Annotated in this window: 21 protein-coding genes, 1 tRNA gene and 1 pseudogene; 14 read left to right on the forward strand and 9 right to left on the reverse strand. The window is 42.5% G+C overall.

The window, feature by feature from the left end; translation table 11 throughout:
* Positions 1–133: 133 nt before the first annotated feature.
* Both gltB and HWQ43_RS29155 read left to right on the forward strand, forming a co-directional pair.
* Entirely contained in the window at positions 134–4,837 is a 4,704-nt protein-coding gene (gene gltB / locus HWQ43_RS29150; protein ID WP_292740142.1) for a glutamate synthase large subunit, read from the forward strand.
* A 356-nt stretch (positions 4,838–5,193) separates the two neighbouring features.
* Entirely contained in the window at positions 5,194–5,937 is a 744-nt protein-coding gene (locus HWQ43_RS29155; RefSeq protein WP_292740144.1) for a class I SAM-dependent methyltransferase, read from the forward strand.
* A 170-nt stretch (positions 5,938–6,107) separates the two neighbouring features.
* On the opposite strand, the gene HWQ43_RS29160 is transcribed toward HWQ43_RS29155, so the two are convergent.
* The gene (locus HWQ43_RS29160) at positions 6,108–7,016 is read right to left on the reverse strand and encodes a polysaccharide deacetylase family protein (protein ID WP_292740146.1); all 909 of its coding nucleotides are present in this window, start codon (positions 7,014–7,016) and stop codon (positions 6,108–6,110) included.
* A gap of 1,589 nt (positions 7,017–8,605) precedes the next feature.
* Between HWQ43_RS29160 and lepB the strand changes: the two genes are divergently transcribed.
* The gene (gene lepB, locus HWQ43_RS29165) at positions 8,606–9,178 is read left to right on the forward strand and encodes a signal peptidase I (protein ID WP_292740148.1); all 573 of its coding nucleotides are present in this window, start codon (positions 8,606–8,608) and stop codon (positions 9,176–9,178) included.
* 79 nt (positions 9,179–9,257) lie between these two features.
* Here lepB and HWQ43_RS29170 read toward each other — a convergent pair whose 3' ends face one another.
* Complete coding sequence (locus HWQ43_RS29170) at positions 9,258–9,791, reverse strand: ComEA family DNA-binding protein (RefSeq protein ID WP_292740150.1); 534 nt, start codon at positions 9,789–9,791, stop codon at positions 9,258–9,260.
* 14 nt (positions 9,792–9,805) lie between these two features.
* Positions 9,806–10,180, reverse strand: a complete 375-nt coding sequence (locus HWQ43_RS29175; protein ID WP_292740152.1) for an NINE protein — start codon at positions 10,178–10,180, stop codon at positions 9,806–9,808.
* Between the two features lie 226 nt (positions 10,181–10,406).
* On the opposite strand from HWQ43_RS29175, the gene HWQ43_RS29180 reads away from it, so the two are divergent.
* Together HWQ43_RS29180 and HWQ43_RS29185 are read left to right on the forward strand one after the other, a co-directional pair.
* Positions 10,407–11,339 carry a DnaJ domain-containing protein gene (locus tag HWQ43_RS29180; RefSeq protein WP_292740153.1) on the forward strand — a complete coding sequence of 311 codons (933 nt, stop codon included), beginning with the start codon at positions 10,407–10,409 and terminating at the stop codon, positions 11,337–11,339.
* Positions 11,340–11,465: 126 nt separating this feature from the next.
* The gene (locus tag HWQ43_RS29185) at positions 11,466–11,789 is read left to right on the forward strand and encodes a DUF1825 family protein (RefSeq protein WP_094349476.1); all 324 of its coding nucleotides are present in this window, start codon (positions 11,466–11,468) and stop codon (positions 11,787–11,789) included.
* A gap of 108 nt (positions 11,790–11,897) precedes the next feature.
* Here the strand turns inward: HWQ43_RS29185 and HWQ43_RS29190 are convergent, their stop codons facing one another.
* A complete protein-coding gene (locus tag HWQ43_RS29190; RefSeq protein WP_292740154.1) occupies positions 11,898–13,823 on the reverse strand; it encodes a transglycosylase domain-containing protein in 1,926 nt (641 codons plus the stop codon).
* 173 nt (positions 13,824–13,996) lie between these two features.
* On the opposite strand from HWQ43_RS29190, the gene tyrS reads away from it, so the two are divergent.
* The 6 genes and pseudogenes from tyrS (at position 13,997) to gmk (ending at position 18,266) form a co-directional block, all read left to right on the forward strand.
* A complete protein-coding gene (tyrS, locus tag HWQ43_RS29195) occupies positions 13,997–15,187 on the forward strand; it encodes a tyrosine--tRNA ligase (protein ID WP_292740306.1) in 1,191 nt (396 codons plus the stop codon).
* Between the two features lie 14 nt (positions 15,188–15,201).
* Positions 15,202–15,933, forward strand: a complete 732-nt coding sequence (gene pyrF / locus HWQ43_RS29200) for an orotidine-5'-phosphate decarboxylase (RefSeq protein WP_292740155.1) — start codon at positions 15,202–15,204, stop codon at positions 15,931–15,933.
* Positions 15,930–16,610 (forward strand): hypothetical protein, encoded by a 681-nt coding sequence (locus HWQ43_RS29205; protein ID WP_292740157.1) that lies wholly within the window; start codon positions 15,930–15,932, stop codon positions 16,608–16,610. The genes pyrF and HWQ43_RS29205 overlap by 4 nt, the downstream gene beginning before the upstream one ends.
* Positions 16,611–16,737: 127 nt before the next feature.
* A pseudogene (locus HWQ43_RS33930) lies at positions 16,738–16,875 on the forward strand (DUF29 family protein); the annotation flags it as partial.
* Positions 16,876–17,233: 358 nt separating this feature from the next.
* Positions 17,234–17,500 carry an extracellular matrix/biofilm regulator RemA gene (gene remA, locus HWQ43_RS29210; RefSeq protein WP_041233849.1) on the forward strand — a complete coding sequence of 89 codons (267 nt, stop codon included), beginning with the start codon at positions 17,234–17,236 and terminating at the stop codon, positions 17,498–17,500.
* A 166-nt stretch (positions 17,501–17,666) separates the two neighbouring features.
* On the forward strand, positions 17,667–18,266 hold the full coding sequence (gene gmk, locus HWQ43_RS29215; protein ID WP_292740308.1) for a guanylate kinase: 600 nt from the start codon (positions 17,667–17,669) through the stop codon (positions 18,264–18,266).
* Positions 18,267–18,346: 80 nt separating this feature from the next.
* Here the strand turns inward: gmk and HWQ43_RS29220 are convergent, their stop codons facing one another.
* From HWQ43_RS29220 to HWQ43_RS29230, 3 genes are all read right to left on the reverse strand, one after another.
* A complete protein-coding gene (locus HWQ43_RS29220) occupies positions 18,347–18,868 on the reverse strand; it encodes a photosystem I reaction center protein subunit XI (protein ID WP_292740162.1) in 522 nt (173 codons plus the stop codon).
* Positions 18,869–19,144: 276 nt separating this feature from the next.
* Positions 19,145–19,294 (reverse strand): photosystem I reaction center subunit IX, encoded by a 150-nt coding sequence (gene psaJ, locus HWQ43_RS29225; RefSeq protein WP_292740164.1) that lies wholly within the window; start codon positions 19,292–19,294, stop codon positions 19,145–19,147.
* Positions 19,295–19,333: 39 nt separating this feature from the next.
* The gene (locus HWQ43_RS29230; RefSeq protein ID WP_292740166.1) at positions 19,334–19,828 is read right to left on the reverse strand and encodes a Photosystem I reaction center subunit III; all 495 of its coding nucleotides are present in this window, start codon (positions 19,826–19,828) and stop codon (positions 19,334–19,336) included.
* 299 nt (positions 19,829–20,127) lie between these two features.
* On the opposite strand from HWQ43_RS29230, the gene tsaD reads away from it, so the two are divergent.
* Positions 20,128–21,177 (forward strand): tRNA (adenosine(37)-N6)-threonylcarbamoyltransferase complex transferase subunit TsaD, encoded by a 1,050-nt coding sequence (tsaD, locus tag HWQ43_RS29235; RefSeq protein ID WP_292740168.1) that lies wholly within the window; start codon positions 20,128–20,130, stop codon positions 21,175–21,177.
* 112 nt (positions 21,178–21,289) lie between these two features.
* Here tsaD and HWQ43_RS29240 read toward each other — a convergent pair whose 3' ends face one another.
* Complete coding sequence (locus tag HWQ43_RS29240; protein ID WP_292740170.1) at positions 21,290–22,207, reverse strand: alpha/beta hydrolase; 918 nt, start codon at positions 22,205–22,207, stop codon at positions 21,290–21,292.
* 121 nt (positions 22,208–22,328) lie between these two features.
* Positions 22,329–23,048, reverse strand: a complete 720-nt coding sequence (locus HWQ43_RS29245) for a hypothetical protein (protein WP_012410214.1) — start codon at positions 23,046–23,048, stop codon at positions 22,329–22,331.
* 502 nt (positions 23,049–23,550) lie between these two features.
* Between HWQ43_RS29245 and HWQ43_RS29250 the strand changes: the two genes are divergently transcribed.
* Positions 23,551–24,102: a GNAT family N-acetyltransferase gene (locus HWQ43_RS29250; protein ID WP_292740172.1), complete on the forward strand. Its 552-nt coding sequence runs from the start codon at positions 23,551–23,553 to the stop codon at positions 24,100–24,102.
* Between the two features lie 301 nt (positions 24,103–24,403).
* Positions 24,404–24,477 (forward strand) — tRNA-Pro (locus tag HWQ43_RS29255).
* Positions 24,478–24,795: the final 318 nt, after the last annotated feature.

Raw genomic sequence — 24,795 nt, forward strand, 5'->3', positions numbered from 1 at the left:
ATAAAGTAAAACCGAAGTTAAAATTTTTTTTCCCTAAATTTCGGTGCTTATATATTTTTCCATCGCTGAATTTAGAAATTTTTTCCCACAATGTAGTGGCAAAATTGGTAACTCAATACTTCAGGAACAGGGTATGAATAATAAACCGATGAATCAAAACCAGAAAATCACAACGGATATCAACTCAAGAGATACCTATCAGGGGCAAAAGTGGTTAGTAGAGGAACGAGATGCCTGTGGTGTAGGTTTTATTGCTCATCGCCAAAATCATACCAGCCATGAAATTGTCGAAAAAGCCTTAGCTGCTTTAACCTGCTTAGAACACCGGGGAGGTTGTAGCGCCGATCGCGACTCTGGTGATGGTGCTGGAGTATTGACAGCAATACCTTGGGAGTTGTTCCAACAAGACTTTGCCCAAAGGGGAAAGGAATTTCCATCTACCGATCGTATAGCTGTGGGGATGATATTTCTACCACAAGACCAGCAAGCTGCACAACAAGCTAGGGCCACTGTTGAGCAAGTAGCTGCTGAAGAGAAATTAATTGTATTGGGTTGGCGAATAGTGCCAGTGCAATCTGATTTGCTGGGTGTACAAGCAAGAGAAAATCAACCCCAGATTGAACAAGTTTTGTTAGCTTCTGTTGACAAAAGCGGTGATGAATTAGAACGGCAGTTGTACATTACCCGCCGCCGAATTAGTAAAGCTGCAACTGACATCTCAGAAGAATTTTATATCTGCTCCTTGTCAAGTCGGACAATTGTCTACAAAGGCATGGTGCGTTCCGCTGTCTTGGGCAACTTTTATGACGATTTAAAAAATCCAGCTTACAAAAGCGCCTTTGCTGTTTATCACCGCCGCTTTAGTACCAATACTATGCCCAAGTGGCCGCTAGCCCAACCGATGCGGCTTTTGGGTCACAATGGCGAAATCAATACCTTATTGGGTAACATCAACTGGATGATGGCACGAGAAGCTAGCCTGAATCATCCTGTATGGGGCGATCGCATCCAGGAACTCAAGCCATTAGTTCATATTGATAACAGCGACTCAGCCACCCTAGATAACGTAGTGGAATTGCTGGTTTGCTCTGGACGCACCCCCTTGGAAGCCTTAATGATTATGGTTCCAGAGGCTTACCAAAATCAGCCTTCTTTACGTGAATCTCCAGAAATTGTTGATTTCTACGAATATTACAGTGGTTTGCAAGAAGCTTGGGACGGCCCAGCACTTTTAGTATTTAGCGATGGCAAAAAAGTTGGTGCAACTCTAGATCGTAATGGTTTAAGACCAGCTCGCTACCTGATCACCAAAGATGATTACATTGTTGTAGCTTCGGAAGCTGGTGTGGTGGATTTCCCAGAAGCCGATATTGTCGAGAAAGGTAGACTCGGCCCAGGGCAAATGATTGCCGTAGATTTAGAAAATCATGAAGTACTGAAGAATTGGGAAATTAAGCAGCGCATCGCCAAGCAGCACCCTTATGGAGAATGGCTGCAACAGCACCGTCAAGAACTTAAACAAATTGTCAGTAGTCAGTCGTCACATGTGAATGGAAATGGACATCTGGCTGCTGAGAATGGTAACGGGCATAGTCAAACTGATAAAATTGACAAGCAAACCTTACTTCAGCGTCAAACTGCCTTTGGCTACACGACAGAAGATGTAGAAATGGTGATTCATCCAATGGCGATCGCCGGTTCGGAACCGACTTTCTGTATGGGGGATGATATTCCTTTAGCAGTGCTGTCACAAAAACCTCACCTACTTTATGACTATTTCAAACAGCGCTTTGCTCAGGTGACGAACCCAGCGATCGATCCCCTGCGGGAAAAGCTAGTAATGTCTCTGAAAGTCGAACTGGGTGAACGGGGTAACTTATTAGAACCCAAGGCAGAATATGCTCGGAGATTGAAGCTTGAATCGCCAGTGTTAACGGATGGTGAATTAGAGGCAATTAAGCTGTCAGGATTTGCCACGGCTGAGTTGTCAACCCTATTTGCGATCGCCAGCGGCCCAGAAGGATTGAAAGCCGCTGTGCAATCTTTGCAAGCACAAGCAGCTGAGTCAGTCCGAGCAGGTGCAAAGATTTTAATATTAAGCGATCGGGATTGGGTCAATGACAGTATCAACACAGAATATACATACATTCCTCCCCTATTAGCAGTGGGTGCGGTGCATCATCACCTGATTCGGGAAGGGTTGCGAATGAAAACATCCCTGATTGTCAATACTGCTCAATGCTGGAGTACCCATCACTTTGCCTGTCTGATTGGCTATGGCGCTGGCGCAGTTTGCCCGTACATGGCTTTAGATACGGTGCGTGATTGGTGGTCTGATCCCAAAACTCAAAAGTTAATGGGTGTGCAAAAAATTCCCACCCTCACCCTAGAACAAGCTTTAGGAAACTATCGCAAAGCAGTAGAGTCAGGTTTGCTGAAAATTCTCTCCAAAATGGGAATTTCTCTGCTCTCCAGCTATCAAGCAGCCCAAATATTTGAAGCTATTGGCATCGGTGGAGATTTAATAGACCTGGGATTCCGTGGGACGACTTCCCGCATCGGTGGTTTGAGTATTACCGAACTTGCTGATGAAGTGCTTTCCTTCCACGTCAAAGCTTTCCCAGAACTAACGACCAAGAAGTTAGAAAACCTGGGCTTTGTGCAGTACCGTCCTGGCGGCGAGTACCACATGAATAGCCCCGAAATGGTTAAGGCGCTGCATAAGGCTCTAGATGGCAAAAACTACGACCACTACGAAGTTTATAAAAAGCACCTCCAAGGCAGACCAGTAACAGCCTTGCGGGATTTACTAGATTTCCAAGGCGACCGCCCCCCAGTTCCTCTAGAAGAAGTGGAATCGGTATATGAAATAGTCAAGCGCTTCTGCACAGGCGGCATGTCTTTAGGGGCTTTGTCAAGAGAAGCCCATGAAACTTTAGCGATCGCCATGAACCGCATTGGTGGTAAATCGAATTCTGGAGAAGGTGGCGAAGATCCAGTCCGCTACACAGTTTTAGATGATGTAGACGAGTCTGGTCACTCGCCAACCCTACCTCATTTAAAAGGGTTGCGGAATGGCGATCGAGCTTATAGTGCCATTAAGCAAGTTGCATCGGGACGCTTTGGTGTTACCCCAGAGTACCTAGTCAACGCCAAACAAATTGAAATCAAAATTGCCCAAGGTGCAAAACCTGGAGAAGGTGGGCAACTACCAGGGCCCAAAGTAAGCCAATACATTGCGATGTTAAGGCGCTCCAAACCAGGTGTGACGCTGATATCGCCACCACCACACCACGATATTTATTCGATTGAGGACCTAGCACAACTGATTTTTGATCTACACCAAATTAACCCCAAAGCAAAGGTATCGGTGAAGCTAGTTTCAGAAGTTGGCATTGGCACGATCGCCGCTGGTGTAGCCAAGGCAAACGCTGATATCATCCAGATTTCTGGACATGATGGTGGTACAGGTGCATCGCCACTCAGTTCGATTAAACATGCTGGTTCACCGTGGGAACTGGGTTTAAGTGAGGTGCATCGCGTCTTGATGGAAAATGGCTTGCGCGATCGCGTGATTTTACGCGTAGATGGCGGACTCAAGAGTGGTTGGGATGTGGTAATAGGTGCATTGATGGGCGGTGAAGAATTTGGTTTCGGTTCCATTGCCATGATTGCTGAAGGCTGTATCATGGCGCGAATCTGCCATACAAATAATTGCCCCGTGGGTGTCGCCTCTCAGAAAGAAGAACTCCGCAAGCGGTTTACGGGAATACCGGAACAAGTTGTCAACTTCTTCTACTTCATTGCCGAAGAAGTGCGGAGTTTGTTAGCCCGACTTGGCTACCGTTCTTTGTCAGAAATCATTGGACGTGCAGATTTGTTAAAACTGCGCCCAGAGGTAAATCTCACCAAAACGCGATCGCTGAATCTCGACTGTTTGCTTCAGCTACCAAATAGCAGAGACAATCGTAGCTGGTTGGTGCATGAAGAAGTTCACAGCAACGGCGTGGTTTTAGATGACAAGTTCCTTGCCGATCCTGACATTCAGGCTGCTATTAGGCATCAGTCTACCGTCACCAAGACTTACCCAATTATCAATACTGACAGAACAGTGGGTACAAGATTAGCGGGTGCGATCGCTTCTCAATACGGTGACAGTGGCTTTGAAGGACAAATTAATCTCAACTTTACAGGTAGTGTTGGGCAAAGCTTTGGTGCTTTCAACCTCCCAGGCATAATTCTAAGCCTAGAAGGAGAAGCAAACGACTATGTAGGTAAAGGGATGCATGGTGGTGAAATCATCATCAAACCTCCAACTGATGCTACTTATAACGCATCACAAAACGTGATAGTTGGTAATACCTGCCTCTATGGTGCTACTGGCGGCATATTATTTGCCAACGGTCTAGCAGGAGAGCGCTTTGCTGTGAGAAACTCCAAAGGCGTAGCAGTGATTGAAGGCGCTGGGGATCACTGCTGTGAATACATGACTGGTGGTGTGATTGTCGTCCTCGGCAAAGTAGGACGTAACGTAGCTGCTGGCATGACTGGTGGACTCGCATACTTCTTGGATGAAGACGATTCATTTCGTGAGTTAGTCAACCCTGAAATTGTCAAAATACAGCGGGTGATTACAGAAGTAGGTGCAAAGCAACTGCAAGAGTTAATCCAAACTCATGCAGAACGCACTGGTTCACCAAAGGCGAAGAAAATTCTGCAAAACTGGCAAGAATTTTTGCCGAAATTCTGGCAGTTAGTTCCGCCTTCTGAAGCTGATAGTCCAGAAGCTAATCCTGAAAACAAAACAACTGAGTTCAGTTTAGTAAGCAGTCATTAGTAACTGTAACCGTTCTCATACTCTCCCTTAAGCTATTCTCCCGTAGGAGAAGCTGCACAAACAGATACTCTGCGAAAACCCCTTTGTGATGCCCAAAGCAGTCGCCTGAATTTACCTCTTAAAAAGAGCGTAGAGAGAAAAAAATATTCCCCCTTTTTTAGGGGGAATACTCACAGATCGACTTTAGACTAAGAACACCAAAGCGACTGAGCAATCAAATCTTGTGAAAGTTCTAAGTAGTAAAATCGGGATCAGCACTGTCCTGAAATCTACCTAATTGCGTATAGAAGGCATTATCTAAATACTGGTAAACTGCCATAGAAAAGTTTTCAGACAAGTAGGACTTGTCTATCAAAATGCTTATAGAAGAGCAAGCTCCCGATCGCAAAACTTCTGAAGAAGAGCGTTTCCAAGATGATTATTATTCATACTTTGAATCTCCTGAAAATGCTACCCGATACACACCATCAGTTTGGTATCTCGATCAAGCTTTTAAGCAACGTTCATTCTCTTTGTTAGATTTAGGATGTGGCAATGGGGCTTTGAACAAATATCTACCTGAGCGATGTGACTACCTTGGGATAGACCACAGTGAAGGTGCGATTCAATACTGTTCAAAACTATACCCCAACCAGAAGTTTACTGCTAAAGATTTATCGGTAGCACTGCCAGAATTAGCTTCAGAAAATCAAAAATTTGATGCCGTCGTGCTAGCAGGCTTGCTATTTCATAATGTTGACAAGGAAACACTACAACAAAACAACGATAAAGAACTCGTTCAATTCTGTTTAGACAAACTAATAAGCGACAAAGGATATTTGGTGCTTATTGTACCTTTTGCTTATGGTGAACATCCATCTCATAATCTCTATGTTCGGGCAGAATGGCTACAAAACTTGGTAGAAAAATTGCTGAAAGCTGTAAAGGCAAAAATTGTTTACGAGAATATTTCTCTGCAAATTGGCTTGGACAAACAGGTTCGACAGCAGAAGACTACTCCTGACTGGTTTGTTCCCGATAGCACTACTGACTATTCCAATAAGTATGCTGGAACATATATGGCAACTTGGACAGTTATTGCCTCTGCATCGCTGGGTTAAACCGTCATCAGAGATAACCAAGATTATTCATCAACTTTTAAGTTGATTTTTTTTTATTTAATACCATAAATTGGTCTAAACTCGAATCACCAATAGTGTGTTTTAAGCAAAAAACATAATTTTAGTTTTTAGCCAATTACTATTGATTAATTAACCATAATTAATAATTATTACTTTTTGTTAGCAAGCAGTTTTTGATCTGCATCTTCGATTTCTAAAAGTTCTGGAATAGTCACAAACCGATAGCCTTGTTTTTTAAAGTTGCTAATAATTTCTGGTAAAGCTTGCACAGTTCTGGAACGATTACCGCCACCATCATGCATTAGCACAATCCCACCAGGTTTTGAATCTTTAATCACGTTATCGATCAACTTTGGTACAGCTGGTAACTTGTAGTCTGTGGAATCAGCCGACCACATCACCACAGCATACTTCTGTCCTTTTGCATAACCAGCTAATCCATTATGTAGGATGCCACCAGGCGGTCGGAACAGATTTGTTTTGACACCTGTAACTTGATAAATTAAGTCTGTTGTGCGCTCAATTTCAAAAGCAGCTGCTTCTTGATTAAAAAAGTGATACCAGTGATGCCAAGTATGGTTAGCAATGACGTGACCTTGAGCGACAATCTGCTTTCCTAACTCTGGATAATTTTTTAGGTTCTGCCCGACTACAAAAAACGTCCCTTTGATATTATTTGATTTCAGAATATTTAGCACTTGCTCTGTAGTCTGAGGCCAAGGGCCATCATCAAAGGTGAGAGCAATCACTTTCTCACCCTGAGTGAGTTTTGCAGTCTTAATGATTTCCCCTTGAAAACGTGATGGTATAGGATAGGCTAGACCCTTTGTTTGTGCTTCTTGCTGCCAACTTGTAAGCATCGCCGCCTTTAATTTCTCAATGCGCTGCTGAATTCCTACGTTTGCAGATACATCCTTGACATTTATACTTGGTCTACTCTGAGCCTCCGAAGCATTTGGCCTTAGAAGCATCATAAAAGCAAGACTAAAAACACCACCTAAAGCAAGTAGCGCAATTAATATTCCTTCTGGCCACAGAAACGACTTATTGTTTTCCACCTCATAGCTCCTTCAAAGATCGAACCATCACCACGCTTATGACGGTACGTTATAGCACATTTTTATTAGATACCAGCTGCTTTCTGGTAATCATGAAAACTGGAATTGGTACTAACGGAAATTCAGAATCGATAAGACAGACTATATTGCTTTAACTGAAATCTATATGCTCTAGATTTGGACAGCGTTGAATATACAATAATTGATACTGTTTAATTTCAACCCAGTCATCAAAGGTAAGGTCTACACTTCCACATTCTTACTGATAGCTCTAAGAAGGAGAGGAACACAATCAGATCATTAACCACACCCCAAAACCGTCTTAAATAGGAGTTATGCATTAGTTGCTGTTTTTCAGTTCACCACTAAAGCAGCATTATCCTTTCAAGTTTTATAGCTTTTCAAATAAGATGAACTAAGTTGTCATACCCACAATTTGCATTTTTAGCAGACTGAAGTCTTTTTAGCTAGACTTTGCGACAGTAAATCTGTATAATTTACAACTTAAGTCAATTGTTTGATTAACAAATAAAACTACTTACAAGGGCGGGGTATCTTTAAAAAAAGAGTCTGGCAAACTATTAGTTCTATTCTCGATAGGATATATTTTACTGCCTGTTGCCATTATTTCCTTTTTAAGAAAAAGTTAAATTTTCAACTGACAGAATGTTACCTTGTACATTTCTATGAAGTAGACCAGACGAAAATTGATTCAATATAGTTTCTCATTGCCAAGGGGCATTTATTCTTTAAATCTAGTCATCTTTGACTTATTCAGCAAAAATAATTCTATCAGCAGTTTAGTTCTATTTCAGATGCTGATACTTTAGCCGAAATTGCTAGTAGCTTTCTGTCTGTGAATTTTTTTCTCGATAATTAAGTATGTTTATATCTTAATTAATAGTACAGTTTAATATGCACTGTCACCGTGTAATTACGGAAATTAATTACATCTAGATAGGCAAGTGATTAAAATTACAATAGTATGGCATCTATCTATTGAAGTATTAAAGTCCATACATTAAAGTCCATATTTAAACGTAGTATTTTTTACTAAAAACACTTGCTTTAACTAGATTTATGCATTTAAAAATACATTTACATTTTAACTATTTTTATGTCAAATCACTTAAGAATACAGCACAAAATATAATTTTTTGCAACTCAACCTCCAGCAAGACTGCCCTCTGCCTTTTTTCACTAAAGTGAGGTAGATACTGTTACACATGGGGTAGACTATTTTGCCACTCTACAAACAATTTTCTGTTTAAAGAAAAAGCCTACTGGTTGTATCGCTCTAGCAGTCTGTCACTAGCTTCTTTGGCAGGAAGAAACAAAACTTATAATTATCTCATAAACTTGCCTTATAATTACAGCAATTAGAATTTTTATTTTTAATTGTCTATTTGACAACCCTTAGACAGGTCATAGTTTATTTGCAGTACTTTTGCTTATCTTCAGTAAATGAATAAGTGTATTATTTAATATCTGTATAGGTTGACCTTAAACTCTGCTTTCCTATTAATATACCTTTTGAGTCAAAATAATCAAGGTATTTGTCTCACTTCTGAAACTGGCTAGAAACTTTTATGATTCCTCACGAAAGTGATGCAAAAAAAGAGCGTGCGTCGTTAAAAGTATGGCGTAGTTCGCAAGAAAATCTGATTTTAATTGCGATCGCACTGTGTTTGGCATTCTTAATCAGGACTTTTATCGCCGAACCGCGCTATATACCTTCTGACTCGATGTTACCCACCTTACATACTGGCGATCGCTTGGTAGTTGAAAAAATCTCCTACCATTTTCACCCTCCCATAACTGGGGATATTATTGTTTTTCAGCCACCCGCAGAACTACAACGTCGAGGATATCCCAAAGACCAAGCGTTTATCAAGCGAGTTATTGGCCAGCCTGGTGAGGTAATTAGTGTTGCTTCTGGTAAAGTTTACCTCAACGGTCAACCCTTGGCAGAAGACTACATCGCTGAACCCCCAAATCTGCCATATCAACCAGTGAAAGTCCCAGAAGACGAATTTTTTGTTATGGGAGATAATCGCAACGATAGTAATGACTCTCGCTATTGGGGCTTTTTACCCAGAAAAAATGTCATCGGTCGGGCAACGTTTCGCTTTTGGCCTCTCGATCGCATTGGGTTCATTTAATCAGTTTTAGATTTTGGATTTTTCTTTCAATCCAAAATTGCTAGAGTTAGGAGTTATTTTAAGACTTCTAACTTTTAACTTAAAACCTCAAATAATACATTATCTGGGCGATCGCATCACCAGTTAACTCCAGCCGTCGCTGGAAATCAGCCAGGTTACGGTAAGGCCCGGCTGATTGCCGATTTTGCACCGCTGCTTCCGCCAGAGACAAATCTATAAATGGAATTTGTGCTAATTTTTCAACGGTTGCTGTGTTCGGGTTGACTAAATGGGTAGGATTTTCTAAAGATTCGTGGTCATAGTAAATAAAATTCAACAGAGGCTTTAATGGCTCCAGGCGCGGCGCTGGTATAGCCAAAGCCGCAGCGATATCTTCAATACAGTAAAATTTCACACCCGAATGTGAAAGTTCCACAAGCGATCGCGCTTGGTGAATTGACAAACCTGGCAGACGTAACCAATCATCTACAGTGGCTTGATTAGCATCAATGCGGATACCTAATTGAGCCGCTATCTGAATTTCTTCCCCAGATTGGAGGCGATAGTAGGGATCGTTGAGGAGCTTGGCGCGGAGTTTTTGCAGTCTAGAGTTTAAAGGTAGCCAGTTATTCATGATTGTCGCTTACCTCAAGAAATCTGGTCTAGCAATTGGCGGCGCTTTTGTTCAAATTCATACTCTGAAATCAGTCCATCCTGGCGCAGAGCATCTAATTCCCGCATTGCATCAGCGATCGCTCCTACCTGATTAATCGCTTTTTGTGAGTTCCTTGCTGCTGACTTGCCGAGATTAAAATTACGATCGAAAGCTTCTTCGTCTTGGGCTAAATACCAAACTCCCTCAATCGCACTAGCTACCTTGGGGATCGGCGTCCAGGAAAGCAACACATACAAAATTCCCCACAGCGGCTGTCCCAAATAGAATTTATGTAATCCTGAAATTGTCAGCGTGCCAGAAAAAGCTAAAACAGCGGCAACACTTCGACTTTTGCGCTTAGTCAACATATTTCTAATAAATATACGAATACCATAGTTTCTACAATAAGACAGCCAAAAGGCACAGAAACAATTCAAAACTCACTCATATTAGTCAACTACCCTGTTTTGCCCTTCCGACTTTTGGGTGGTAAGCCCCACAATTTAATATTTAAAGAAATTTGAGTAAGTTTCACATGACTGTGTATTGAGCTTTGATGTTAATTTTAAGTTTTTAACGGATCAGATTACTGCAATGTCACAGACCTTCCTACCGCCAGAATGGTTTAAACAGCTTTGTGATCCTTACGCTGTGCTAGGAATTTCTGTGAGTGCTGACGATCGCCAGATTTTTAAACGCTATCACACTTTAGCGAAACTGCTACATCCTGATCGCTATGCCAAAAGCTGCAATCCAGACGAAGAATTAGCAACAGCGATACTTAGCTATTTAATCAATCCAGCTTATGAACAACTCAAAAATCGACACAAGCGTTTAATTGCCATAGCTATGCTGCGATCGGACGCAAGAGTATTACAGCAGCAAGCTTTGTGTGGGCAAAGTGCCATAGCTAAGGAAATTATAGAAATGTCTGCACCCCAAGCAGAATTATTTTACGAAGAAGCGATCGCCTCCTATGCAGAAGCTCAATACAAATCACTCCATCAGTTCTATCAAATTACACAACAAATTAGCATACTGAATTTAGTTTACTTACAATTGCATAAACCTCACTTGTTTCTACCACAAAAAGCTGTTCGCATTATCCCTGAAGTAGAAGTCAAGCCAGTTGAATTGATATTAAATGAAGAAACTAATGTCAAACCAGTTTTGACAAACTACGCTCAACGTCACTACCAGCGAGCTATTGAGTACGTCAGGCTAGCCAATTGGCCCCTAGCAGTGCAAGAACTGCGCGATGCCATCAAGTTAGAGCCAAATAACAGCGACTATTATGCCTTATTAGGTTTAGTACATCTAAAACAGAAATTTATCGGCATGGCTAGGGTTTACATCCGTCAAGCATTAAAACTTAACCCGCAAGATTCACTAGCTCAGAAATACGCTACCAGGCTGAAAATTGAACCAGGTGAAAATACCAATCCTAAATCAATGGCTAAAGCTCTGAGTATTGCGGCTTTATTAAGTAGATTTAACAAGGGGAAACGTTCTCAAGTCAAGTGTTGAAATTTCGGTAACAAACCGTACCAAAACCGAAGCTTCGTGACTAGATTACTCCCCTAGACTAAAATAATAAATAGAAGTAAAACTATTAAGCTACTGAGTCTGGGCGCTCAGTTTAGTATAAGCAATATGGGATTCTTCGATTCTGAAATAGTTCAGCAAGAAGCAAAACAGCTGTTTGAGGATTATCAAGCGCTAATCAAGCTTGGCAACAGCTACGGCAAATTTGACCGCGATGGCAAAAAGCTGTTTATTGAGCAAATGGAAACCATGATGGATCGGTACCGCATCTTTATGAAGCGCTTCGAGCTATCAGAAGATTTCATGGCACAAATGACAGTAGAACAACTGAAAACGCAATTAGGTCAGTTCGGTGTCACCCCGCAACAAATGTTTGACCAAATGCACCTCACTTTAGAACGGATGAAAGCCGAGCTAGAAAAACAGCCCTAGTCAATTTTAGATTTTGCGGAAAGTCAGATCGCCGGAAGTTGGCGCTCCAACTTTCCAAAACAGATTTTGGATTCATTGTCCATCCAAAATTCAAAATCTAAAATTAAATTATTGTGACTTGGGACGAGAAAACTGGGAAGGTGGCTTGAAGTTTTCTACGGGTACGTTCTTAAGTGCCTTTTCCATAAAATCTTTCCAAATGGGAGCGACCATAACACCACCTGTTGCATGATCAGCTAACTGTCTGTTGTCGTCTCTTCCTACCCAAACAGCAGTTGTCAACTGTGGCACAGTCCCAACAAACCAAATATCTTTTTCTGATGATGTTGTTCCCGTCTTACCCGCGGCTGGGCGACCGAGAGCAGCACCTTTACCTGTACCTTCAGTGATTACCGATCGCATCACATCTAAAATTGCGGCTGATGCCCAAGGATCGAGAACTAGCTGTGGTTTAGGGGTGTTATCTAGCAACACGTTACCACTACTATCGGTGACACGGGCAATTACAGTTGGTGGAGATTGCCAGCCATAATTAGCAAAGGTAGCATAAGCACTTGCCATTTCCAGAGGAGTGACACCAATTGCACCAAGTGGTAAGGAAGTCACAGGTTCCATTGGACTCATAATGCCCAAGGTACGACACGTTTCTATGACTCTATTCATCCCCACAGCCTTACCAATCTTGATCACCGGAATGTTGCGCGATTGGGCTAAAGCTCTGCGGATTGGCATAGCTCCACTAAAACCGCCATCATAATTTCTGGGAAAGTACCAACCGTTACCATCTCGATAGCTAACTGGAGAATCTACCACCGTTGAGTCTGGCCCATATTTACCAGTAGCAAAAGCAGTATAGTATACAAACGGTTTAAAAGAAGATCCGGGCTGGCGCTGAGATTGAGTTGCACGATTGAATTCACTGGTTTTAGGATCTATACCACCCACCAGTGCTTTGATAAAATGTGTGCGCGGATCAATTGCCACCAGGGCCATTTGATTCTTAGATAATCCTTGCCCCAGAAGTGTTTTATGCCACTTCGTAACGGTTTCCTCAGCCATGATTTGGAAGTTGGCATCAACTGTCGTTTGCACCCGCATCCCACCTTTGAGTAGTGTCTCCCGCCCAAACTTCTTAGCCAATTCCTGCGCTACGGTGTTGGTTACATAAGGTAGGGCACTACCTTGAAAAGATTTGATTCTACCAAGTTTGATTTCCTGTTTGAGGGCATTGTCGTACTCTGACTGGTTGATCCAGTTTAATTCCAGCATCCGCCCCAGCACTTCTTTTTGTTTCTGTTTTGCCAGCTTCATGCTCACAAAGGGGCTGAATTCTTCTGGTGCTTGGATCAAACCCGCCATCATTGCTGACTCACCCAAGCTTAAATATTCTGATGACTTATTAAAGTAACTGCGGGCTGCCGTTTGTACACCATAATTGTTATGACCCCAATAAACTTGATTGAGGTACATTTCTAATATTTGGTCTTTAGTGAGAATTTGCTCTAACCTGATTGCCAGCACGGCCTCCGCTAACTTGCGGGTAAAGGCACGCTTTTGAGACAAAAACAGGTTTTTTACCAATTGCATAGTAACAGTGGAGCCACCCTCTTTGACTCCACCTGCTACAGCGTTAACTACTATAGCCCGGCCAACACCAGTGGGGTTAATACCGTGGTGATCGTAGAAGTGACTATCTTCACTTGCTAATACCGCCCGTTTTAAGTTCGGAGAAATTCTATCCAGGGGTACGACTTCCCGGTTGGCTTCCCCGTGAATACTCGTTAAGAGTTTGCCCTTAACGTCATAAATGTAAGTCGTTTCTGAGGGAAAGAAGTTACGTAGCTGTCTCACATCTGGCAAATTACGGAAACTGATGGCTAAACCAACCAGTCCTCCGGCTACAATGGAACTTGCCAGCATGGTGATTGAGAGGAGAGTACCGCCAGTTACCTGACCGACTCCTTTCAAAAACTCAAAACCTGATGAAGCCCGACGCTGTGGCTGTTTATCTTCAAAAGTCCTAGACGACGACACGGCTATTTCACTTCCTCACTTGTAAATTTAACTGTAATTGATTGGGTGAAGCAAGGCGGTTAGTTTTTTGCAATTATAGTAGTCTGGCAGATGAGAAAGTGGATAAATTGCAAGTGTTTATAACCAACTTAACTTCTAGTGTGCAAAACATAGCTAATAATGAATCTCTTGGAATAACCCAAGAATTTGCTTGGTTGCGTCGTGGTGTAGTAGAAGTATTCCCACAATCAGTTGATGTTAACAGCGAAAGTCTAGAAAGGCTCTTACTAACTACAAACCAACCTTTAAGGGTAAAATTAGGGATTGACCCTACTGGTACTGATATTCATTTAGGTCATAGCATAGCAGTACGAAAACTGCGAGGATTTCAAGATGCAGGTCATACAGCAGTTTTAATCATTGGTGATTTTACAGCACGTATTGGCGATCCAACTGGTAAATCTGAAGTGCGTCGTCAGCTTACAGAAGTAGACGTAGCTAAAAATGCTCAGACTTATCTAGATCAAGTACGTCCTATCTTGGATTTTGACACACCAGGAAGGTTAGAGGTGCGCTATAACTCCGAATGGCTCTCTGGGCTAAACTTAGAGAAAATTTTGGAGTTACTCTCTACGATGACGGTGGGGCAGATGTTAGCGAAAGAAGGATTTGCCGATCGCTATAAAAAAGAGAATCCAATTTTTATCCATGAGTTCCTGTACCCGTTAATGCAAGGTTTTGATTCGGTTGCAGTTGAGGCAGATGTGGAATTAGGTGGCACCGATCAGAAATTTAATATTGCTGTAGGCAGAGATTTGCAGCGCCATTTTGGTCAAAAGCCGCAATTTGGTATGCTGCTGCCCATTTTGATTGGCACGGATGGCGTGCAAAAAATGTCTAAGTCTTTAGGTAATTATATCGGATTGTCAGAACACCCAGGACAAAAGTATCAAAAGTTGCAAGGAGTTCCCGATAATCTGCTGTCACAGTATTTTGAACTGTTGACAGATTTACCTTTGGATCAACTGCCAGAAAATCCTCGTGATCGCCAAACACTTTTAGCATGGGAAGTTGTCAAACAGTACCACGGTGAACAAGCAGCCCAAGAGGCGAAAGAAGCAGCCCAAAGTGGCGGTAAAGAAGGTGCTGTTCCAGAATTTTCTCTAGCTGGCGTGCAGCAATTTCCTACTAAGTTAGCGTATATTCTCAATGTCACTGGCTTGTGCAAAAGTACGGGAGAAGGAAAGCGGAAAATTCAAGAGGGTGGAGTGCGCCTAGATGGCGATCGCATTACCGATGCTGATACTACTTTCGATGCTCCTGGTGAATTACAAGGTAAAGTTTTACAAGTTGGGAAAAATAAGTTTGTGCGCTTAGTACCTTAAATGGGGAGTAGGGAATGGGGAATAGAGAACAGGTAGAACAACGAGTTATTGTGGCTTTGGATGTGCCGGATGAGCAAGCTGCGATCGCTCTTATTGATCGGCTACCGCAAGTTACTTTCTGGAAAGTCGGTTTAGAGTTGTTTACCAGCACTGGCCCGAAAATTCTGGAAGTGTTAAAGTCTCGGCAAAAGCGCATTTTCTTGGATTTAAAGTTTGATGATATCCCCAATACCGTTGCTGGTGCTTGCCGGAGTGCAGCTAGATATGGGGTGGATTTACTGACAATTCATGCTACTGCTGGTAGAGATGCTCTGAAAGCCGCAACTGAGGCAGCACAGGAAGGGGCTGCAAAAGCAGGTGTAGAGCCACCAAAGTTAATTGCGATTACTCTGCTAACGAGCATTTCTGCTCGGCAGTTGGCATTTGATTTAAAAATACCCTTAGAATTGCCAGAATACGCTCTAGAAATGGCCTTGCTGGCTCAGGAATCTGGTTTGGATGGGGTAGTTTGTTCGCCTCAAGAGGTGGCACAACTACGACAAACTTGTGGAAATGACTTTTTGCTAGTTTGTCCGGGAGTTAGACCAACTTGGGCAGATAAAGGCGATCAAAAGCGATCGCTCACTCCAGCCCAAGCAATTATTGCCGGTGCAGATTATCTAGTGATTGGGCGTCCCATCACCGCTGCTACTGAGCCTGAGTTAGCTTGGAAGAGGATTTCTGAGGAGTTAACCACGGTGGCATGAAGCTAAGAGTCAGTGAGACACTCAGAGTACAGGGTGTAGGGGAGAACAATCTTGCCTCTTCGCTCAGTCAGAAAAATTATAGTTTCCTTTTGGCTTGTGGCTTCTGGGTTGTAGTATCAAATAGCTTTGTTTACCCAGCCTTCTCGATAAACCCCACCCCTAAACCCTCGGCGCTAGCAGAAAGGGAAAATGTCAACAGTGGCGCGAAGTCTTTGTGTTCTGAACAAAATTTAGAAACATTAACTATACACCTACTGCAAAAATTACCTAGTTATACCAATCGCGCTAGTCAACGCGCCCGCCGCCTCAGTAGAAGCAGTGAGGTTTACAGTTATATGCTTGTGGCAGGAAAACCTGAGTTTACTCCTCTGCCCCTTAACCTTGAAGAATATAGTGCAGATGCGTCTAAAAGTGCTGCATCAGGAGTTGAGCAAGTTTTCTTTACTACCTTAGAGCGGCAGTACATAGGTAAGAAAGTTGTAGAATTACAACAATTTCACTGGTTGTTATTGACTAAAACTCAAAGTGGTTGGCAACTAGTGATGATGTTTTCTCAAGCTGGTTCCTATTCACAACAGCAGCCGCTATCTCCACCACGCAATAGTAGTAACGGTACTGTTGCCCAAGGGGTTAAAGCTTGGTTGCGGGATTGTGAAGCTGGAAGTTTACGTCAATAAAACCTAATTTTCAATCTTCGCCAATTAGAAGAATATTAAGTAATGTCTAAAAATCTTCACTCAAATTCTCGATAAATAGGATTATAACTTGTGGTTAAAAACTACATTGAAATAATTACAAGAACGAAATTTCGAGCATTTTGATTGGGATTATTTGATTGAGGAGATTGAAAGATTGGGTAATGAACAAAAACACAAGCTCGAAAGTTATTACTTCCTTAGAAATGCTCTGGCGCAGCATAGCCCTTTGTTAAAGATAAGCTAACTTTTTGCAGCGTGGCTTAAATAAACCCCTATTTAAAATCATTAAAATGCCTACACTGTATTCATTTTGATTTTTTTTAGCGAGTCCGCAAGTGTCATTATGAATTTTGAATTCGCCTTGCGTTACTAGTTCATTTGATGAAGATACATCACCTAGCTAGCTTGTATCAGTATGATTTTGCCTGTATCTTTAGGAAGATTTTTAGTAAAAATAGCTAATAAATAGCTAAAAGAAGCAGACATTATTTAAAAACGCAGATTGGCTTGAATTTAAGCGTTGTAACTCCCGTTTTTTGGCGATAACATGGAAAGAAGTTTATTTCAAGCTTTATCAAACCGCGTTTAGCGTCAGTTTTTTTATGGACATTCAGTTAATCAACATCGGCTTTGGTAACATCGTGTCTGCCAACCGAGTCGTTGCCATTGTCAGTCCAGAGTCTGCCCCGATTAAGCGGATTATTACCGATGCACGGGACAGAGGTCAACTGATTGATGCAACTTACGGTCGTCGGACTAGGGCTGTAATTATCACTGATTCCAGCCACGTAATTCTGTCAGCGATTCAGCCGGAAACGGTAGCAAATCGCTTTGTGATTTCTCGCGAGCATCAAACTGTAGATAATTGAGTAGCAGTGGGTTTTTCTTACTCCTCTTTGCACCGTATCGGTAGTACTATGTCAACTAGACAAATTTTCTGTCACTCTTGCTACAAATTCTTTAGTCACCAGTGGACTAGACCAGGAACACAAGACTAATGAATAATATGTATTGATTGATTCACAGGTTGAAGGGATGATGCCAGTTTTACCCATCCAGAGTAGTGCGACTACCGAAGAATGCTTACATTTAGGCAGGTTAATCGTTTTAACTGGCCCCAGTGGGGTCGGTAAAGGCACTTTAATGCGATCGCTCCTAGAGCGTCATCCAGAACTCTATTATTCCGTATCCGTGACAACTCGTTCTCCCCGTCCAGGGGAAATCAATGGCAAAAGTTATTACTTCATCAACCGCAGTAAGTTTGAGCAATTAGTTACTGAAGGTGAATTTTTAGAATGGGCAGAATTTGCTGGTAACTATTACGGCACACCCCGTGAAGCTGTACTTAACCAAATTCATTCCGGTAAGTTGGTAGTGCTGGAAATTGAACTAGAAGGGGCAAGACAAATTCGTGCTTCCTTCCCCAGTGCCCTCAGCATTTTTATTTTACCGCCTTCCTTTGATGAATTAGAGAAACGAATACGCTCTCGTGCCCAAGACTCTGAAGAAGCGATCGCTCGTCGTCTGCTCCGCGCCCAAGAAGAAATTCAAGCCGCAGATGAATTTGATATTAGAATCGTTAATGACGATTTTGAAACTGCTTTAAATGATATTGAAGCTGTTTTGTTTAAATAAATTAGGAGTTAAGAGTTAGAAGTTATGAATTTAAACTCCTAACTCCTAACTCCTAGTAATTAACCAAAAATTCCTAGTAATTAACCAAATAGACCTTGAATTAGTGCCAAATTACTAGTCAAAAAGTAAGCAACTACTGCACCACCAATACCACCAATCAAGAAAGAACTGCCGAAGTTGTTCCAGCTTTCTTTAGAGTTAAAAGCATCTGCTGGAGGCTTGGGTACGGTAACACTAGGAAGTGCTTTGGGCGGATTGCTATTGGCATACAGCGATAGAGCGCCGGTGAGAACTACAACTAAACCAATGGCTGCCAGTAACCCAGCTAAGTTAGCATTATCTGTGTCCCGCAGTGGACCCAATTTGGCAAAGGGGCCAAATAGCCAGTAACCATGAGCCATACCAACTTCTAAACCACGTCTAGCAGGAGCCAGACCTGGGCGATAAGCAGGTAAATTATTAATAAACCCCTTGACCAAGGGAGAAGAATTAACCGGGGTTTCTAGGTTGCCTATCTGTGGATCGCCAAATGCGGGAAAAACAACTTCCCGATTTCTGGGATCGCTTGGAAGATTCTTTGATGCATCTACTGCTTGTGCCATATTTTATGTTCGCCTCTAAAATTAAAATGGTGGCATTTTTATATTAATAATAATTGTGGCTAAAGAAGCATTTTGTTTAGGAAGTTTAGAAAAATTAATTTAGCTTATTTAAAACTGTGAAACTCGCGATCTGTAAACAGTATCACGAGTTTCAAAAAACTATTTTTGCTGGCTATTTTAGTGATAATTCTGCCTAACTAAGCTGAATACATCAACTACACAATATTAGGCAAAAAACAAGACATTGATTCAACTGTCCTAAATTCCATTTGACACTTATGGCAGTGGGTGGAAAAGTAGGTCGGGGAAAAAGCGGTTGAATTCAATCAAGATACCTGCTGTGATCGTCAGCCAGATGGTAGCTGCTACAGGTGCAGTGGAAATGAATTTAATCAAATAAGCTGATTGGTTGCCTTTGTCTGCCATGAATTTAGTCTCCAAAACGAATGAATTAGTTAAGCTGATTTAGCGTGGGGAAATGGGTATTTCTGTATCCTTGGCTGCTAATTTTCCAGAGAGCAATTCTTGGACTGCTGCTACTGGCCAAGTAAAGCCTGACGCTATTATGGGTAGTGCCAAACCAAGATCGATTTGGATTTCTTTTTGTTCAGTATCAGATTCCTTTTTGATTGCTTGCAGATAGGTACGACCTACCCAACCAATCCAACCAGCAATATAAAGAAACAAAATGCTGGGGATCAAAAAGTCACCAGCACGATCTAGACGACCATCAACAATCAAGTGGGGATATCCTTCAGGGCCGCACAGCGCCTGAGAATAACGCTCAAACCGCTTTCTCCCAGATTCGGGATCGGCGGTAGTATTACGGGCATTAGCAGCTAGCTCTTGAAAAGCGGGATTGTCTTTGCACGGTGTCAAATTAGCCCCTAAAGCTTGCGCTGGGGGGGCAAAGTTGAACCAAAGACTAATCGCTAACATCAAAGCAAACAATCGTCGCATAGAGTTGTTTCCTTTTATTACAAAACAAGAAGTTTTTTGTACAAAACGAAGCGGCTTGTACAGTTGTTTATTTGCATAACTAGGAAGTCATCATACTCTTGGGTGGGAACCGAGTAAAGTTTAAGTAAATAAAAGTTAAAGCTTCTCAACCAAAATTTAGTGCTGAGTGCTGAGTAACGAGTGCTGAGTATAAGAGTTGTTGTAGGGTAGTAAAGAAGCAAGATTTTCTCTCCACTATTCAGAACTTAGGATTTAGGACTCAGAACTCAGGACTCAGCACCCAGCACTCATTACTCTCAATGACAACCGTTTTAGCAATAGAAACCAGTTGTGATGAAACAGCCGTCGCAATTGTTAACAATCGTAAAGTTTGCAGCAGTATTGTAGCCTCACAAATCCCAGTCCATCAGCAGTATGGCGGAGTAGTGCCAGAAGTTGCCTCTCGCCAGCACTTGGAAACAATAAATGTTGCGATCGCCCAAGCCCTAGAGCAAGCCCAACTAGACTGGGGAAAAATTGACGCAATTGCCGCCACTTGTGCCCCTGGACTTGTAGGAGCGCTATTGGTGGGGTTAACTGCTGCCAAAACCCTGGCAATGGTACACAACAAGCCATTTTTGGGAGTTCATCACCTCGAAGGTCACATTTACGCAACTTACTTGAGCGAATCAACTTTAAATCCCCCTTTCCTTAGCTTACTGGTTTCAGGCGGACATACAAGCTTGATTTATGTCAAAGATTGTGGTATTTACGAAACCTTGGGACAAACCCGTGATGATGCTGCGGGTGAAGCCTTTGATAAAGTGGCGCGATTGTTAAAGCTGGGTTATCCCGGTGGACCAGTGATTGACAAGTTGGCACAACAGGGCAATCCTCAAGCCTTTGCTTTACCGGAAGGAAGAGTTTCTCTACCCGGTGGGGGGTTTCATCGTTATGATGCGAGTTTTAGTGGGTTAAAAACGGCTGTATTACGTTTAGTGCAGCAGTTAGAGAAAGATAGTGGACAAGTGCCGGTGGCAGATGTAGCAGCTAGCTTTCAGGATACAGTAGCGCGATCGCTAACCAAAAGAGCGATCGCCTGTGCCCTAGACTATGGTCTAGATACAATTGCCATTGGTGGCGGTGTAGCTGCAAACAGCGGGTTGAGAAAAAACCTCCAAGCCGCCGCCGTTAAACATAACCTACGTGTCCTATTCCCACCTCTAAAATTCTGTACCGATAACGCCGCTATGATTGGCTGTGCCGCCGCTGACCATCTATCTCGTGGTCATACATCTCCCCTGACACTAGGCGTTGAGTCTAGGTTAGGGCTTACTCAGGTAATGAAGTTGTATCAAACTGTTGAGTAGTCATTTGTCATTAGTCATTAGTCATTAGTCATTAGTCATTTGTAACTATCAATGCCCAATGCCCAATGCCCAATGCCCAATGCCCAATGCCCAATGCCCAATGCCCAATACCCTATACCCTATAACTATTGACTATCGCCCGAATGTGATCGGCCACTGCATCCGGCTGTTCCAACATAGCCAGGTGTCCGCAATTCGGAATTTCCAGAACATTGTCACCACAATATTGAAAAAGCCTGTGAAAGCTGGCTAAATGGCGCACATACTTGGGTTCCATAACCTTGTCTTCCGCGCCAGCCAAAAAATAAACTGGCTGCTTCAGTTGGGATACTAGCTCAGGTAAACGATTGATTTCTTCTTCAGTTGTGGAGTCTAACAAAGTTCCCAGAGCCGCTTCTGGATCAGCCACAACGAAATCTATTACTCGCTGACGTGCCCAATAGCGCTCTAAAGGACGAGCCACACTAGCTCTGGTAAACAGCAAATCAATCAAAGGCACTTGGGACAGCCAGCGCGGACGGACTTGCAAAAATTTCTGACCAGCCGAGCGAAACTGCTCAAAGGCTTCTTTGAGGTAAATACCACCGCCAGCGTTGATACAGATAACTCCCTTAACACACTCAGGCATTTGATCTGCTCCCCAAAGAGCGATCGTCCCGCCTAATGAGTGACCAATTAGCCAAGCACTCGTAATATTTAGCTGTTTCAGGAGAGCTGCTAAATCCTGAGTATACGCAGCAGGAGTATAAAGAGAATCGAAAGATGAGCCAGCCGCACTACTGGAGATGGGCGTCAGACTCAAAGACGTTTGTGCTCGACTAAAATCAGTTTTTACCTGGGATTGGGATTCACCAAAACCCCGCAAATCATAGGACAGGCACTGCAAATCATCTGATAGGCGGGAAATCACAGGTTGCCAATATCCACGGCTATTGAGCCAACCGTGGATAAATACTAAAGCATGGGGGCAGGAAGTGGGAGCCGTTAGCTCGTATGCGTGTGGAACGCCCAAGATCTCGATAGTTGCCATACTTGTATCGTACCCTTAAGGACGGGTGCGACTAAATACTAAAGTGGAAAGAGTTAGAAGTCAGGAGTTAAAAATTCTTAACTCCTAACTCATAACTCCTCACTTTTTTTTCTCACTTTTTTTATTTACCCAGCAACCTCTGTCGCACTCCTTCAGCAATTTTGTGACCCAGATATTCAGGAATAAGGCTTTCATTCGGCCCTAACAAGTAGAGAATTAGCCGTGTACGTCCGCGCCAAACCAGTAAATTGGCATTGACTACCAGAAGGTCTTCCTGCCAGATAGCATACATCACTTTGTAGAATAATCCTGGTTGATTATCAGCTTCAATCACTAGGGCAGGGAGATGAAATACCGGATCGACATAAAACTCAGTTTGTACCTGCTCTAAGCCAGTGTCAAGGTTAAATTCTACTGCCAGCATCTCTTCTACCTCAAACCGACCTCCTAAAGCCTCGCGAATGGCGCGACAAACATTTTCTGCGGTTTTCTCGGTCAAGGCTTTACTACCACGAGATACCAACAGTTTGATAAAAACTAACATTGGCGGACGGATTTGACCGTATAGACTTAAACCGTGGATAGTCAACCCATAAGCTGCTAGTACACCAAAAATATCGCTGAGGAGAAAAGACTGGTTGCGGTAAGCAAAATGCAGAGCACTTTTGCTACCTTCCGGTTTCAGCTCAATAACAGCGCGTCTAGTTTTATAGAGACGGTAGGCTAACCGCAAATTTTGCAGTTGAATTTCACTACTGACGAATTGCTCATAAAACTGGGGAAACGCTCGGTTAAAGCGCTTTAGGAGTTCCAGTGTCGAAGATTTTAAACCAGAAGCCATTGTTAAAGGTAAGACTCGCTTGCTTTCGTCATCTGGGGGCTGGGTGTTGGGGGCTGGGTGTTAAGGACTGGGGACTGAGAATTGGGGACTGAGAGGAGGGAGGAAGGGAGAAGAGTTTTCCCCTCTGCCCCCTGCACCCCACCCCTCTGCCTCTTTAATCAATGCCCAATCTTGTTTATACAATTCATTCCTAAGCTAACGTGCATTTAAGCTCTATACGAGCAATTGCCAGGATTAGGTTTTTCCATTATGAATTTTGAATTTGAAATTGTTTATATCCTCACCCTTTTGGTGAATTTCTCCTAGCCTTTACAACAAAATGCTAAAGTTGAAAATGATTGGTGTGAAACACGCTCTAACTGGCTATTACCATTGCAAATCCCGAAAACAACCGAAAAACTTTGAGTGTAAAGGGTAGTAAATGGGGGTAGCGATGTTAAAAGTGAATCAACACTCCTGAGAGTGGAAACCAATTCAGTTATACTACCCGAACCGCGTTGGCATGGGTTTTTGGAAAACTTGGTTTAGTACTCCTGAATCTGTAGGGACAAGTAGGACAAACCCCTTTGAAGAGCATACAGCGGAAACTACGGGCAACTCCAGCCCCAGTAGTATTAGCGAAGCTGCTTCAAAGGAGGCTCGGATCGTCTTCAGTACGGAACGAGATATTGACCTATATGAGCTAGAAGAACTCTGTGATGCAGTTGGTTGGTCGCGTCGTCCTCTAAGAAAAGTAAAAAAAGCTATTGAGCATAGTTTTCTCGTTGCCTCAATGTGGCAAGTGAGAGGAAACCAAAAGCGGCTCATTGGTTTTGCCCGTGCTACCTCAGATCACGCGTTTAATGCCACTATCTGGGATGTAGTGGTTCACCCAGACTTTCAAAGTCAAGGACTGGGCAAGGCGCTGATGAAATACGTTCTCAAAAAACTTAGGAGTGAAGAAATTAGTAATGTCACTCTCTTCGCTGACCCCCATGTTGTAGATTTCTACCGAACTATGGGGTTTATGGCTGATCCAGAAGGCATCAAAGGTATGTTCTGGTATCCTCACTAATGCTCAATCCAAATAAAACCCGATTCGCACAATAAAATCAGGTATAGTAGTACAAATCTATTATTTAAATTTGGTTTGACAAGGTTTAGCCGACGAACGCACAAGTAATATCTCTTGGAAAACTAAGTCGGCAGACAAACCTTTATCAGTCTAAATATCTAATCTAGCTAGTATTTGCAGAATATATAAATATATTAGGCATGAGCAATGTTATGTGATATGATTGATTTAACGCTTTTGTGAAAGCGCGATCGCTTTGATGGGAATTTAAAACCAAACCCAAAAAAGCGGATGAGTATAACGGGATGTAGCGCAGCTTGGTAGCGCGCCTGCTTTGGGAGCAGGATGCCGCAGGTTCAAATCCTGTCATCCCGATTTAATCAATATAGATAACAGTTAGAGCAGTTAGTTAGGTTTTATTTACTAACATCTGCAATTTGATTGGATATTTTTACGGAGAAGACCGATTAGGCTGTTCTGCTGTCGAAGCTTAATCGGAAATTTCGTAATTAAGTAGTAAGGTAATTTTTAACACTGAGCTTTGTATAGATTTGAGAAGATATTAAAGCAAGCGCAGATGGAACGATTGATTAACTAATAGCGTCAACTAATTTTAGAAAAAGCCGATACAATGGCATTTATCATCTCCAAGGTTGGAGAGATGGAGAGACTTTTTGCTGTTTGAGAAGACAT

Source organism: Nostoc sp. JL31 (genome assembly GCF_017114965.1).
GTDB lineage: Bacteria > Cyanobacteriota > Cyanobacteriia > Cyanobacteriales > Nostocaceae > Nostoc > Nostoc punctiforme_A.

What these genes read in the sequence shown, in the direction of transcription:
- gltB (WP_292740142.1), top strand. Translation starts at nt 134, where the DNA reads ATGAATAATAAACCGATGAATCAAAACCAGAAAATCACAACGGATATC.
- HWQ43_RS29155 (WP_292740144.1), top strand. Translation starts at nt 5,194, where the DNA reads ATGCTTATAGAAGAGCAAGCTCCCGATCGCAAAACTTCTGAAGAAGAG.
- lepB (WP_292740148.1), top strand. Translation starts at nt 8,606, where the DNA reads ATGATTCCTCACGAAAGTGATGCAAAAAAAGAGCGTGCGTCGTTAAAA.
- HWQ43_RS29170 (WP_292740150.1), bottom strand. Translation starts at nt 9,791, where the DNA reads ATGAATAACTGGCTACCTTTAAACTCTAGACTGCAAAAACTCCGCGCC.
- HWQ43_RS29175 (WP_292740152.1), bottom strand. Translation starts at nt 10,180, where the DNA reads ATGTTGACTAAGCGCAAAAGTCGAAGTGTTGCCGCTGTTTTAGCTTTT.
- HWQ43_RS29180 (WP_292740153.1), top strand. Translation starts at nt 10,407, where the DNA reads ATGTCACAGACCTTCCTACCGCCAGAATGGTTTAAACAGCTTTGTGAT.
- HWQ43_RS29185 (WP_094349476.1), top strand. Translation starts at nt 11,466, where the DNA reads ATGGGATTCTTCGATTCTGAAATAGTTCAGCAAGAAGCAAAACAGCTG.
- pyrF (WP_292740155.1), top strand. Translation starts at nt 15,202, where the DNA reads ATGGGGAATAGAGAACAGGTAGAACAACGAGTTATTGTGGCTTTGGAT.
- HWQ43_RS29205 (WP_292740157.1), top strand. Translation starts at nt 15,930, where the DNA reads ATGAAGCTAAGAGTCAGTGAGACACTCAGAGTACAGGGTGTAGGGGAG.
- remA (WP_041233849.1), top strand. Translation starts at nt 17,234, where the DNA reads ATGGACATTCAGTTAATCAACATCGGCTTTGGTAACATCGTGTCTGCC.
- gmk (WP_292740308.1), top strand. Translation starts at nt 17,667, where the DNA reads ATGATGCCAGTTTTACCCATCCAGAGTAGTGCGACTACCGAAGAATGC.
- HWQ43_RS29220 (WP_292740162.1), bottom strand. Translation starts at nt 18,868, where the DNA reads ATGGCACAAGCAGTAGATGCATCAAAGAATCTTCCAAGCGATCCCAGA.
- psaJ (WP_292740164.1), bottom strand. Translation starts at nt 19,294, where the DNA reads ATGGCAGACAAAGGCAACCAATCAGCTTATTTGATTAAATTCATTTCC.
- HWQ43_RS29230 (WP_292740166.1), bottom strand. Translation starts at nt 19,828, where the DNA reads ATGCGACGATTGTTTGCTTTGATGTTAGCGATTAGTCTTTGGTTCAAC.
- tsaD (WP_292740168.1), top strand. Translation starts at nt 20,128, where the DNA reads ATGACAACCGTTTTAGCAATAGAAACCAGTTGTGATGAAACAGCCGTC.
- HWQ43_RS29240 (WP_292740170.1), bottom strand. Translation starts at nt 22,207, where the DNA reads ATGGCAACTATCGAGATCTTGGGCGTTCCACACGCATACGAGCTAACG.
- HWQ43_RS29245 (WP_012410214.1), bottom strand. Translation starts at nt 23,048, where the DNA reads ATGGCTTCTGGTTTAAAATCTTCGACACTGGAACTCCTAAAGCGCTTT.
- HWQ43_RS29250 (WP_292740172.1), top strand. Translation starts at nt 23,551, where the DNA reads ATGGGTTTTTGGAAAACTTGGTTTAGTACTCCTGAATCTGTAGGGACA.